Below are 12,906 nucleotides of genomic sequence, written 5' to 3'. Positions count from 1 at the left end.
TCCGGCTTCCGGCTGTCTACATCGTTAAAGAATGCTTCCAGTGCCGGAAGGTTGGCATGGATGTCGGAGAATAATGCGATTTTCATTTTATATTTTAGTTAGTGATGAAGGATAATATTTGTTACGCAGCCAGAAGGCAAGATTGACAAGTGCGATCAGTGCCGGTACTTCAACCAGTGGGCCAATTACGCCAACAAACGCCTGGCCCGAATTGATGCCGAATACGCCAATGGCAACAGCAATGGCCAGTTCAAAGTTGTTTCCGGCAGCAGTGAAAGCAATGGAGGCACTTTGTGAATAATCAGCGCCCATCTTCTTTCCTGCAAAGAAGCTGACAAGGAACATAATAGCGAAATAGATCACAAGCGGGATCGCTATGCGTACCACATCCATCGGGATCTGTACGATGAGTTCACCTTTCAAACTGAACATTACAACAATGGTAAACAACAGGGCGATCAAAGTAATGGGTGAGATAAAGGGAATGAACTTCTTCTGAAACCATTCTTCTCCCATAACTTTTATCAGTACATAACGGCTGATCACACCTGCGGCAAATGGAATACCCAGGTAAATGCCTACGCTTTTGGCGATCTCGGCAATGGTAATGTTTACCTCCAGCCCTTTTATGCCGAATAAGGGTGGTAGAACGGTAATAAACAGGTAAGCATAAACGCTGTAAAGCAATACCTGGAAGATGCTGTTTAAGGCAATCAGTCCGGCAGCATACTCCCGGTTTCCTTCGGCCAGCTCATTCCACACCACAACCATTGCAATACAGCGGGCGAGGCCGATCAGGATCAGGCCGATCATGTATTCCGGGTAGCCGTTTAAAAACGTAATGGCAAGGATGAACATCAGTATGGGGCCAATTACCCAGTTCAGAAAGAGTGAGGTGCCTAACACCTTTGTATTCTTAAACACCTCACCCATTTTTTCATATTTCACTTTTGCCAGTGGCGGGTACATCATCAGGATGAGCCCTACTGCCAAAGGCACATTCGTTGTGCCACTGGAGAAGGAATTGATAAAGCCGGAAGATGAGGGCAGGAAATATCCTATGCCTATAGCTATCGCCATCGCCAGGAATATCCAAAGGGTTAAATAGCGGTCAAGAAAGCTGAGTTTCTTTCTTTCGTGCGCCGGAGCGCAATTGTTTACGGTCATAAATGGATTGGATTAATGAATTAACTACAACAGCCTGGTGCGCAGCAGGATTCGGCTGACTCCAAAGGTTTCTCAGCATAAACCGTAACACTATAAATACCGGTACCGGAAGATTTGAAGGCCGCAATCTCTGTATCACTTAAATAGTTTTTCAGGATGTCATCAGGAATGATGATGGGCTTTTCCTTTTGCAGTAATACGTTTTTAAAACCATTTTTATCGATCAGGCCCAGATACTCTTCTTTTTGGATTGCCCCCGACACGCAGCCTGCATACATCTCGGCAGCGGACCGCAGGTTTTCGGGCAAATCGCCAAGCAGTACAATGTCAGAAATGCTGAAATGTCCGCCCGGTTTCAATACACGATAGATTTCTTTGATCACTGCATCTTTATTCGGCACCAGGTTCAGTACACAGTTGCTTACTATCACATCAGCTACATTCGCTGTAACCGGCATGTGCTCAATATCACCCTGACGAAACTCTACGTTATGATAGGCCAGTTTTTCCGCATTGATACGGGCTTTGTCAATCATGGCCGGGGTGAAGTCAATGCCGATAACTTTACCAGTATTTCCGGTCTCGGCACGGGCGATAAAGGCGTCATTGCCTGCGCCGCTGCCCAGGTCGATCACTACGTCACCTTTTTTGATTTTGGCGAACTGAGTTGGCAGGCCGCAACCTAAGCCTAAGTCTGCATCTGCATTATATCCCTCCATTTGGGTATAATCATCACTCATGATGTTATAAACTTCAGTGGAGCAGCATGAAGCACCACAGCAGGAGGCGGCGTTGGTGTCTTTTTCCTGTAAAGCGATCTCACTGTATTTCTGCTTTACGAGTTCTTTAAGTTGTTCTTCGGTTTGCATAACACTTTATTTGTTATCGTACTATTGCAATATTGCGATTATTTTGAGCAAAAAAATAGATCAGCAGCATTTAGCTCCGCTCAGGTCTACGTTCTTAAAAAAGCTGCTGAAAAGGGAATGGTACAGGTTCCATACTTTGGGGTCGATGCAGTAACAAACACTTGCCCCTTCAATGTTACCCTGAATGATACCTGCATTTTTGAGTTCCTTTAAGTGCTGCGATGTGGTGGCCTGGGCTAAACCAAGTTCTTCGACCAGGTCACCGCAAACACAGGCGTTTTTCTTCACCAGGTATTGCAGGATAGCAATACGGGCAGGATGGGCAATAGCTTTAGCCATTACTGCCATATCGTTCTGCTCTTTGGTAAATAATGTTGTTTTTGTGGCGCCCATTGTTCTGATGTTTCTATCGCAATATTACGATTACTGTTTTAGACTGGCAAATATTTCTGAAAAATTATGTGAAACGTACTATAGTTATGGCTTTATTCTTACAATAGCCCCTCTATCCAGTATTTTCATGGGCAATCCAGTAAGGACGTTTATGCCCGCTCGCTACAGAAAAGGGACTCGAGGTTTTGGGGGATATGAAAGCTGGGATACATTGGTTGTAAGGGCCACCGATGAAAGATGATTAATCGGCATGAATGTTCTTCATAACGGACGCGTTCATGGTACTGCCGTCTGAATTGGTTGGAAGGATAATTCTAATTGAGTATAACTAAAAAGGGCTACGAATCATCGATCCGTAGCCCTTTTCAATATCTCTAACGTTCAATTAAAACAGATCTCTCAACCATCTCCACACATCCAGCCCATTCGCAAACAGCAACAGGCTAAACAGTATCACCATACCTACGATCTGCGCGTATTCCATAAACTTATCGCTCGGTTTACGGCCGGTTACGATCTCATAAATGAGGAATAATACGTGCCCGCCATCCAGTGCCGGTATGGGCAGGATGTTCATGAAGGCGAGGATGATCGATAACAGTGCGGTGAGTGTCCAGAAACTCTGCCAGTCCCACTCGGAAGGAAACAATTTGCCAATGCTCATGAAGCCGCCCAGCGACTCTGTTGCTTTCACTTCTTTTGAAACGAAGATCAGGCGCAACTGTTGTACATATTTTACGAGGGTGTTGATCGCTTTGTTAAAGCCGGCAGGAATGGCCTCGCCGAAGGTGTATTTCTTCGTGGCAAAAACAAACAGCTTCTCTGCGGGTGTGTAGAAGCCCAGTGTGCCCGTAGAAGGTATTAACGCGCTTTTGGTCAGCGTGTCTGTACCGCGGAGTATTTTAATGTCTATGCGTTTGCTGGTATCCCTGGCCAGTTCCTGGCGCATGAGGTGCAGGTATTCGGCATTTACATTGTTGACGGTCAGTATTTTATCACCTACCTGTAAACCCGCTTTGGTAGCGGCGAGGTTCTTGCCGTCCAGGCTATCTACGATAGATGGAACGCGTACGCCCAGGATGTCACCTTTCTTTTTTATCACCTGGCGGATAAATCCTTCAGGGATCGGGATGTTCACCTGTTGTCCTTCTCTTTCGACCTGGATGGTTTTAGCCTCGCGGAGGATAAGCTCGCCGGGGATAGTGAAGAAGTTCTCGATGTATTGTCCGTCTACAGAAAGCACCTTGTCGCCATCGCGCAGGCCAATGCTTTGTGCGAGGGAGTCGGTAGCAATACCGTAAGTCAGGTTTTTAGTAGGCAGGTAAGATTCGCCCCAATGCCATAACATGAGTGTGTAAATCAGGAAGCCCAGTATAAGGTTCACCGTAACACCGCCGATCATGATAATCAGTCGTTGCCAGGCAGGTTTAGAGCGGAATTCCCAGGGTTCTGCCGGTTTAGACATCTGCTCTTTATCCATGCTTTCGTCTATCATGCCCGATATTTTCACGTAACCGCCGAGTGGCAGCCAGCCAATACCGTACTCAGTTTCACCTTTCTTAAATTTGAAAAGAGAGAACCAGGGGTCGAAAAACAGGTAGAATTTTTCCACCTTGGTCTTGAAAAGTTTAGCGGGGATAAAGTGGCCCATTTCGTGAAGTACAACTAGAATGGACAGCGATAATATAAGCTGTCCGGCCTTCACCAGTATTTCCTGTGTTGTCATTTATTTGCTTTAAAAAATACCCTGTTAAGGTAATGTTTTTTGAAGATGGTTAATCTGTTGCAGGGCATAATTCTGCATGATTTAACCCAGTCCGTTGATCAAAGATGCAGCATACTCCCGCGCTGCGGTATCAGTATTATAATAATCGTTGAGGGTTGGCGTAGCCTGGAAAGGAATCTTAGCCAGGGTTTCCTCTATCACTTCCGTCATCTGTAAAAAGCCGATACGGTTGCGCAGGAACGCGTTCACCACTTCCTCATTCGCAGCGTTCATCACACAGGCCGAGTTACCGCCGGTCTTCAATACTTCTATGGCAATAGCCAGGTTCCTGAAGGTTTTGGTATCGGGTGCTTCGAACGTTAAGGAAGGGTAGTTTTTAAAAGAAAAGCGGGGGAAGTCGTTCGCCAGTCTTTCGGGGAAACCCAGTGCATACTGGATAGGCAGTTTCATATCCGGAAGGCCCATCTGTGCTTTCATAGAGCCGTCGGTGAACTGCACCATGGAGTGTACGATAGACTGTGGATGCACTACAACATCTATCTGGTCGGCTGCCAGGTTAAAGAGCCATTTCGCTTCGATCATTTCCAGGCCCTTGTTCATGAGGGTGGCCGAATCGATCGTTATTTTAGCGCCCATGCTCCAGTTGGGATGTTGCAGGGCGTGGTCTTTTTTTACATTGATAAGATAGTTAGGCTTCTTACCGAGGAAAGGTCCGCCGGAAGCGGTCAGTATCACCTTTTCCAGGCATCCGCCGGGTTCGCCAACCAGGCATTGAAAAATGGCAGCGTGTTCAGAGTCTACCGGTATTACGGGTACGTTTTTGCGGCGTGCGGTGGCCATTACGATATCGCCGGCTACCACCAGCGTTTCCTTGTTGGCCAGCGCTACGGGCGTACCCTGTTCAATGGCTGAAAGCGTAGGGGCCAGGCCGGCAAAACCGACGATGGCTGCCAGCATCATGTCTATGCTGCTCCATGCAGCTACTTCCACCATGGCTTTGGGGCCGGCAAATACCTTTATGCCTTTATCGAACAACACGTCCTTTACTGCAGTGTATTTGCTTTCGTCGCCAATCACTACGGCATTCGGGCGGAACTTCAGGGCCTGTTCTATCAACAGGTCTGCACTGCTATGCGCCGTCAGCACTTCTACTTCAAACCTTTCCGGATGGGCGGCTATCACTTCCAGCGCTTGCTTTCCGATGGAGCCGGTAGACCCGAAAATGCCAATGCGTTTCTTACTCATGGTGTTTTTATCAAACAAGAATGATCCTCTCGTTATACGGTTAAATGTTTAGATTAATTTCTGTTGTCTTTTAAAATTTAACCCGGACATCAATAAATATTATTCGTGCGAAAAGGGCGCAAGGCCGTCCGCAATTTTCCTGTCGTTGCTCAGTCGTGGTACTTTATTCTGACCGCCAAGCCGGCCGATAGACTTCATATATTCGATGAATCCGCTCTTCTTCACGGCCCTTATTTTAAGGGTTTGCAGGATGCTGCCAGTGAGCAGGTCGTCGTAATATATGTTCTTTTTCCGCATCTGGTCGTCCACCTTTTTCGCGAAAGCGGCCAGGTTGTCCGGTGCGTTTTCGAACTCCACGAACCATTCATGGTAAGGCAGTTCACCGTCTACCTGAATTTTAGGTGCCACCGTAAATTCCACGATCCGCACGTTTTCCTGGGCGGCTATCGTCATCAAACTGTGTTCCACTTCTTCGCCGATCACGTGTTCGCCGAATGCGGAAATAAAGTGTTTGGTACGGCCCGTTACCACCAGGCGGTACGGATTTACAGACACGAATTTAACGGTATCTCCGATATTATAGGCCCACATCCCTGCATTACTGTTAACAATGAGGGCATAGTTCTCGCCTACCTTAACGTCTGCGAGCGACAACCGGGTAGGGTTTTCGGAGAATATTTCGCCGGCAGGCACAAACTCGAAGAAGATGCCGCTATTGGTGTTGAGTAGCAGTCCCTCGTGTTTTTGCGAGTCCTGGAAGGCGAAGAAGCCTTCAGAGGCCGGGAACGTTTCTACCGTATGGATGGGACGGCCAATAGCATCGAACAACTTAGCCTTGTAGGGCTCGAAGTTTACGCCACCATGTGCCAGCACGCTCAGGTTTTTAAACAGTTCACCCACTTTCTTACCGCTTCTGGCCATCAGTTCGTCGAAATACATCTGCATCCATGGTGGTATGCCACTGATCAGTGTCATGTCCTGGTTGATGGTTTCGTCCACGATTTTACCCAGTTTGGTTTCCCAGTCTTCGATACAGTTCGTTTCGTAGGAGGGGAGCTGGTTCGTGCGCAGGTAGCGGGGTATGTGGTGATTTACGATACCGCTGAGGCGTCCTGTAGGGATTCCGCCCACCCTTTCCAGTTCGGGAGAACCCGAAAGGAAGATGAGTTTACCATCGGCAAAAGCCGTATTACCCGTTTCGGCCATATAGCACAGTAGCGCGTTACGCGCCGTATCCATATGATTGGAAACAGAATCTTTGGTAATAGGAATATACTTGACTCCGCTGGTAGTGCCAGACGTTTTGGCAAAATAGATGGGTTGCCCCTTCCATAATACGTTGTGTTTTCCTTCCTTAACCCGGTCTATATAAGGCCTGTATTGTTCGTAATCTCTTATGGGAACGGCCTGCTTGTACTCTTCGTAGGTCTGTATGGCGTTAAAGCCATGCTCGCTGCCGAACTCCGTTTTCCTGCCTGTTTTGATCAAATCTTGCCAGATAGCTCCCTGATCTTCTACCGCCCGCTGCATTTCCTTCCGGATCTTATTAGATATGTAAGAAGCAAATGGCTTGGCCAGCAGTGCTTTAAACTTCATGCCGCTGTTATTTTTATTTAAGGTAAAAAACAAAAGTATAAAAATTGTGACGCATTGCACCGCGTATTCCGCCAGTTTTTAGAAGGGTTAGGGCGCATATCGGCCCAGTTTACGTTTTGGAGTAATCCCGTTCGCTGCTGGCAAACAATTACAAACAATTGTTAAAAAAAACTAAAATTGTAAAAAGTCCGTATCTTTGGAGGAATTGTTGTGTAGTATTGATGAACTTTTGGGCATCGCTCACAATAAATTATAGTAAAATCTTTTGTTGATATAAAAGTAAAGGTTACCTTTGCCGAAATTATTTTTGGATAACTATGTTCGCAGTTGTTAAAATATCAGGTCAGCAATTCAAGGTGTCGAAAGATCAGGAGATCTTCGTTCAGCAATTGACCGGGAGCGTCGGAGACAAAGTTGAGTTCTCAGATGTTCTGCTGTTAAACAATGACACCCAGCTAACTGTAGGTACTGATGTAAAATCAGTGATCAAAGCAGAGATCCTCGGTCATGTACAGGGAGATAAAGTGATAGCCTTTAAAATGAAGCGCCGCAAGGGCTTCAGAAAGAAGATCGGTCACAGGACTCACTTTACAAAAATCAGGATCAACGAGATTGCTTAATTAATTAGAAAAAGTTAAAGTCATAATACAATGGCACATAAAAAAGGTGAAGGTAGCGTTAAGAACGGCCGCGATTCCCAGAGCAAAAGACTAGGTGTGAAAATCTTTGGTGGCCAGGTTGCCGTAGCAGGTAACGTGATCATCCGTCAGCGTGGTACTGTGTACCATGTTGGTCAGAACGTAGGAATTGGTAGAGATTTTACCATTTTTGCGATGACAGATGGTGTAGTGGAATTCAGAAAAGGCCGTGAGAACAGAACGTTCGTTTCCGTAAAATCATTTGACACCACTGCTCAGGCGGAAGCCTAGGTTAGTGTTTGCCATAAAGTTTTTTTAATACCCAATTTTAATTACTAACCCAAAATTCAAAAAACAATGGCAACAATTAAAAAAGCGGCTGCTAAAAAAGCTGCGCCTAAAAAGAAAGCTGCTGCTAAGAAAGCTGCGCCTAAAAAAGCTGCTGCTAAGAAAGCCGCTCCTAAAAAGAAAGCTGCTGCTAAGAAAGCTGCTCCTAAAAAAGCCGCTGCTAAGAAAGCTGCTCCTAAAAAGAAAGCTGCTGCTAAGAAAGCTGCTCCTAAAAAAGCCGCTGCTAAGAAAGCTGCTCCAAAGAAAGCCGCTGCTAAGAAAGCTGCTCCAAAGAAAGCCGCTGCTAAGAAAGCTGCTCCTAAAAAAGCTGCTGCTAAGAAAGCTGCTCCTAAGAAAGCTGCTGCTAAGAAAGCTGCTCCTAAGAAGAAAGTTGCTGCTAAAAAAGCACCATCTGCTCCTGCAGCCCCTGCAGCTCCGGCTATGTAAGTTCGGAACTACAAATTCAAATTATAAAAGCCCTGGCAACTGCCGGGGCTTTTCTTTTTACAAAAGTACGTACGGCTTAACTGATCCTGATGATCCGATATTCATCCTATATCGATCCTTTAATCGCCATCACCACCACGGCGGTTTTTAGCGAAAATGGATAATAGGATGGATAAATGACCGATATAGGACAGTCGGGATATGAGTCGAAAATGGATCAGGCGAGATAGGCGCTCTCAGGAATTGGGGCTATGCTTTCACAGGATGATAAAGCTTATCAACTGAGCTGCCCATCTCTCTAAAAACCGGCCTCCATCGCATAGTGCCTTCCAATATCGAACCATCGCGTTTAAGGTCAATAGCGTCATAAAAGCGGTCCCTGAACGGTTCGGGTGTGAATCGTCCCCGCCCGCCCATGTCCATCAGGCTAAAGCCCCCTTTATGCAGCAATGTGGGCAACAGTACTTCATGGTGCCCTACCCACATTGCCTTCAGCGACTGATGAATGTGCTGCAGGGCATGCCGCGATAGACGGTAGACCGGATTAAAAGATTTGATCCTCTGTTCCACCGGTATGCACTGGTAGGAGTTGGCCAGCGTACCCCACCATGGCCAGGCAGGCGCATCTCTGAAAGGATGTATGTGCGTACTGATAAAATCTGAACTTACATCGTCAAAGGCCTGAAAAAACTGTTGCCAGTCACCGTTAAATCGTACATCATCTTCCACAATCCAGTAATAATCGAAATCCGGATGTTCGTTATAAAACTTCAGTAGTGGAAAATGATTGTTGCCCGGTAAAAGACTAAAGCCGATGGGGATATAATTCAACCTGGTGAGGACTTCATCTGTAAACGGATAAACAGCTGCACCAGGAATGTTTTCGTGCTGCTCCCGCTGCAGATGATAAAGTACGATGCATTCGCCCATTGTTTTAGTGGCATTATAGAGCAACTGGTACTGCGCCAGCAACTGCGTACTGGTTTTGTTACAAAGCAGCAGGAAGGCTTGTTTGGACATGCGTTCTACTTTTTAAGTATGTATTTAAGATTATCGAAGAAACGATGGATCAGCTGCCTGTCTTTCGTGATTATTTCGGCCATGCCCCGCGAGTCCTGACTAAACACCAGTTGCTCACCATAATTCGTCAGTAATCCTTTATCGAAAGCAATAGTTGCCAGGTACGTTTCCAGTTCGCCCTGCGCGGTTTTCGTAGTGCCGGAAGTGAGCGCTATGGAAACAACGGTGGCGCTGATTACACCATATTCCTGGTAGGGGTAGTTATCCAGTTTCACCATTACCTTTTGACCAGGCTTCACTTTTCCTACACCCTGTGCTGGTAAAATGACCTGCCCATAGGGAGTACCCGCCACAGGAACGATCGTAAACACCTGTTCACCGGCTGCTATAAATTGTTTGTCGTTCCAGAATTTGAGGAACTGCACTTTACCATCAAACGGTGCGCGAAAAACATACTGCTGCTCCCATGTTTTAATGCTGCCTTTTAATTCGTTGTAAGCGGCTATGCTGGCTATTTTAAGTTGATGCCCCTTTTCATGGAATTGTATATTGATCTCGCTGATCTTCGCCAGCGTTTGCTGTAGTTCTTTACGTGAAGCAATGAGGCTGCTGCCAGTATGCCGGTAGTTATTTTCGCTGGACAAATAATTAAGTTTCGATCGGTCTAGTTCTGCTTCTGCGGTAACGTGCTGCTCAAATAAAAGGGAATCGCGTGCGTATAACTTCTGGTTATAATTCAGTTGCTGGCTGCTGATTTGCAGGCTGGCGGTCAGATGGTCGATGTCGTTCAGTTCTTCTGTTTTTAGCTTTTCCAGGCTGGCGAGTTGCTTTTCATAGGGCTGGTCGGCATAAAAGTCCTGTAGTTGTTGAAGACTATTGAGGTATGAATAATAAGGCGCGCTTAATTCGCCCAACCGTGCCTTTAAGGGCAGGCTGTTCAGCAGCTTTGTATTCCCGGGACCGCTGTTATCGAGCATAGTGCTTATCAGCCTTACCGTATCCAGCGAAGCCGGATTATCGATATAGGCGATGATATCATCTGCCTTCAGAATATCTGATGACGAGATGCCATTTAACCGCAACGTGCCATTATGCTGGCAAACCAATTTTACAGGCGATAGCGAAGCATTGACGGTAACCGAACCGGTAATTACGTCAGGGTATCGGACCGCGAAGCCTGAAACGATAAGTACCAGTGTAATGAAGAGCGCTACACCGGATATGTAAAGACCAAACCGCGAGGGCATGCGCGCTATAATGTCCTGTACTTCGTCGGTGCGCTCGTGCAGGTAGTATTTGTTTTTAGTTGGATTGATCTGCTCCATTGAAAAGCGGGTTTTCTGTAACTGCCGAATCGGGTGAGGGATCGAGTTGCGATTGTATTAACCTGGCGTAGCGTCCGCCTTTTTGCAACAGTGAGGTGTGGTCGCCTATTTCGACGAGACCGCCATTTTGCATAACAATGATCTGGTCGGCTTTCCGGATGGTACTGAGGCGGTGCGCCACTACGACTACGGTTTTATCTTTAAAAACATCATCCAGCGCAGCTGTTATTTTTTGTTCGTTAAGTGTATCGAGCGAATTAGTGGCTTCGTCGAAAAACAGGAAGTCCGGATCTTTGTACAATGCGCGGGCAATGAGCAAACGTTGTTTTTGTCCGCCGCTTAGTCCGCGTCCCTGTTCGCCCATTTTGGTCTGGTACCCCAGCGGTAAGGCCTCAATTTCTTTGGCGATATTAGCGGTATCCAGCGCCCTTTTTAACCTGGTATAGTTTACATTTTCATCGCCCAGCACAATGTTGTTCAGTATCGTATCATTAAAAATTTTCCCGTCCTGCATAACCGCGCCGCAGGTTTCTCGCCATTGTTTCAGGCTGATGTTATTAATATTCATGTTGCCCATAGTGATTTCGCCATACGAGGGTTTATATAGGCGCAGCAGTAGTTTGAGCAGGGTTGATTTTCCGCTTCCGCTATCGCCTACAATGGCGGTCACTTTTTTCTCAGGTATGGTAAGGTGGATGTTCTTCAACACCAATGAGCCGTTAAGCATATATTGAAAGGAAACGTTTTTCAGGTGTAGCGACTTTTTATCTGGTAACTCGATCGTGTTGGCACCCACATCTTCCGTTTCGTCTTTTAACTGGTGGATTTCATTCAACCGTAAAAAGCTGATCTTAGCGGCCTGGAATGACATGATGAACTGGATAAACTGCACGACAGGCGCGTTTAACATACCAGTAATAAATTGGATAGATATCATGACCCCGAAAGTCATTTCGCCTGCAATAACCGCTTTGGCGCAATAGAACGTGATAAACAGGTTTTTCATGCTATCGATAAACTGCGCCCCCGAATTTTGTGCGTTGTTGATGCGCAGGATTCTCAGGTTCACTTTAAATAACCGTGCCTGGATGGCTTCCCACTTCCAGCGCTTCTGCCTTTCATAATTATTGATCTTAATGTCCTGAATGGCATTAATCGTTTCTACCCAATAACTCTGGTTCTGAGAAATAAGGTCAAAGTAAGCCCAGTCGAGCTTTTTCCGGAGTTTAAGAAACGCCATCACCCAAAGAAGATAAATGGTACTACCTGCAATGAATATAAAGAACAGTGTTGTGTTGTAAACGAGCATGATGGCGCCGAATAGGAGGAAGGTAAGTGTGGAGAAGATCATACTCAGCGAATTGTTCATGATAAAGGTGCGTATCCGTTCATGATCGTTGGCCCGCTGTAGTATATCGCCGGTCATTTTATTCTCGAAGAAGGTGATGGGTAACAGCATCAGTTTAACGAGGTAATCGGAAATAAGAGCAATGTTGATGCGCGACGAAACGTGCAGCAGTATCCAGTCGCGCACGATGTTGCATAACAGGATACTTGCGAGTATGCAGAGGTTGGCGATCAATACCATATCGATAAATTGCCGGTCGTGCGTTTGTATACCTACATCAATAATTGCCTTGGATATAAAAGGCAGGAAAGCCTGCAGCAGGGTGACCAGCAACATTACTACGAAAAGATTGATGAAGTTCTTTTTGTATGGCCTGAAATAGCCGGTTAAGCTGTCGAATGTTTTGCCGCGGTGGTGTTTCTCTTCTTCCTCGCGCTGGTAAAAGTCGGGCTGGGGCTCTAACACCAGCACGTAACCATTATCTGTATTCGTTTTAAGCCACTTATCCGTAAATTCTTTCGCTGTATACTTTATAAGTCCGCCAGCAGGGTCGGATACAAATATGTTGTTCCTGCCGGGCGTGGTTTTATATACTACGATATAATGGCTGTTATTCCAGTGTGCTACGAGCGGCAGGGGCATTTTATGCACTAAATCATTGATGGTACATTTTATGGACAGGCTTCTTAGCCCGATACTTTCCGCCGCACAACCAAGGTCGATGAAAGAGGCCCCGTGCCTGGTAAGCCCGCATTTATCCCGCAGGTATTGCAGCGAATAATATTTACCATAATGTTTGGCAATC

At 46.2% G+C, this 12,906-nt stretch carries 12 protein-coding genes; 3 read left to right on the top strand and 9 right to left on the bottom strand.

What is annotated here, in order from left to right:
* Nucleotides 1–87: 87 nt before the first annotated feature.
* The 6 genes from arsB to QZT80_RS10000 form a co-directional block, all read right to left on the bottom strand.
* Nucleotides 88–1,167, bottom strand: a complete 1,080-nt coding sequence (arsB, locus tag QZT80_RS10025; RefSeq protein WP_295121309.1) for an ACR3 family arsenite efflux transporter — start codon at nucleotides 1,165–1,167, stop codon at nucleotides 88–90.
* Between the two features lie 20 nt (nucleotides 1,168–1,187).
* Nucleotides 1,188–2,036 carry an arsenite methyltransferase gene (locus tag QZT80_RS10020; protein ID WP_295121306.1) on the bottom strand — a complete coding sequence of 283 codons (849 nt, stop codon included), beginning with the start codon at nucleotides 2,034–2,036 and terminating at the stop codon, nucleotides 1,188–1,190.
* Nucleotides 2,037–2,096: 60 nt separating this feature from the next.
* The gene (locus tag QZT80_RS10015; protein ID WP_295121303.1) at nucleotides 2,097–2,429 is read right to left on the bottom strand and encodes a helix-turn-helix transcriptional regulator; all 333 of its coding nucleotides are present in this window, start codon (nucleotides 2,427–2,429) and stop codon (nucleotides 2,097–2,099) included.
* Between the two features lie 385 nt (nucleotides 2,430–2,814).
* Nucleotides 2,815–4,155 carry an RIP metalloprotease RseP gene (rseP, locus tag QZT80_RS10010; protein WP_295121301.1) on the bottom strand — a complete coding sequence of 447 codons (1,341 nt, stop codon included), beginning with the start codon at nucleotides 4,153–4,155 and terminating at the stop codon, nucleotides 2,815–2,817.
* Between the two features lie 81 nt (nucleotides 4,156–4,236).
* The gene (locus tag QZT80_RS10005) at nucleotides 4,237–5,400 is read right to left on the bottom strand and encodes a 1-deoxy-D-xylulose-5-phosphate reductoisomerase (protein ID WP_295121298.1); all 1,164 of its coding nucleotides are present in this window, start codon (nucleotides 5,398–5,400) and stop codon (nucleotides 4,237–4,239) included.
* Between the two features lie 99 nt (nucleotides 5,401–5,499).
* Nucleotides 5,500–6,996 (bottom strand): GH3 auxin-responsive promoter family protein, encoded by a 1,497-nt coding sequence (locus QZT80_RS10000; RefSeq protein ID WP_295121295.1) that lies wholly within the window; start codon nucleotides 6,994–6,996, stop codon nucleotides 5,500–5,502.
* Between the two features lie 317 nt (nucleotides 6,997–7,313).
* Here QZT80_RS10000 and rplU point away from each other — a divergent pair, with 317 nt between their 5' ends.
* The 3 genes from rplU (at nucleotide 7,314) to QZT80_RS09985 (ending at nucleotide 8,408) form a co-directional block, all read left to right on the top strand.
* The gene (rplU, locus tag QZT80_RS09995) at nucleotides 7,314–7,616 is read left to right on the top strand and encodes a 50S ribosomal protein L21 (RefSeq protein WP_295121292.1); all 303 of its coding nucleotides are present in this window, start codon (nucleotides 7,314–7,316) and stop codon (nucleotides 7,614–7,616) included.
* A gap of 30 nt (nucleotides 7,617–7,646) precedes the next feature.
* Nucleotides 7,647–7,925 carry a 50S ribosomal protein L27 gene (gene rpmA / locus QZT80_RS09990; RefSeq protein WP_295121289.1) on the top strand — a complete coding sequence of 93 codons (279 nt, stop codon included), beginning with the start codon at nucleotides 7,647–7,649 and terminating at the stop codon, nucleotides 7,923–7,925.
* Between the two features lie 66 nt (nucleotides 7,926–7,991).
* Nucleotides 7,992–8,408 (top strand): hypothetical protein, encoded by a 417-nt coding sequence (locus tag QZT80_RS09985; protein WP_295121286.1) that lies wholly within the window; start codon nucleotides 7,992–7,994, stop codon nucleotides 8,406–8,408.
* A 249-nt stretch (nucleotides 8,409–8,657) separates the two neighbouring features.
* Here the strand turns inward: QZT80_RS09985 and QZT80_RS09980 are convergent, their stop codons facing one another.
* The 3 genes from QZT80_RS09980 to QZT80_RS09970 form a co-directional block, all read right to left on the bottom strand.
* Nucleotides 8,658–9,428 carry a DUF3405 domain-containing protein gene (locus QZT80_RS09980; RefSeq protein WP_295121284.1) on the bottom strand — a complete coding sequence of 257 codons (771 nt, stop codon included), beginning with the start codon at nucleotides 9,426–9,428 and terminating at the stop codon, nucleotides 8,658–8,660.
* 5 nt (nucleotides 9,429–9,433) lie between these two features.
* Entirely contained in the window at nucleotides 9,434–10,753 is a 1,320-nt protein-coding gene (locus QZT80_RS09975; RefSeq protein ID WP_295121280.1) for an HlyD family efflux transporter periplasmic adaptor subunit, read from the bottom strand.
* Nucleotides 10,731–12,906: peptidase domain-containing ABC transporter (locus QZT80_RS09970; protein WP_295121277.1), on the bottom strand; the 2,176-nt coding region annotated here is incomplete at its 5' end. The genes QZT80_RS09970 and QZT80_RS09975, both read right to left, overlap by 23 nt.

This window comes from uncultured Chitinophaga sp. (genome assembly GCF_902168175.1).
GTDB lineage: Bacteria > Bacteroidota > Bacteroidia > Chitinophagales > Chitinophagaceae > Chitinophaga.
The sequence above is the reverse complement of the archived record's forward strand: the minus strand, read 5'-3'. Positions and strand labels throughout refer to the sequence as shown.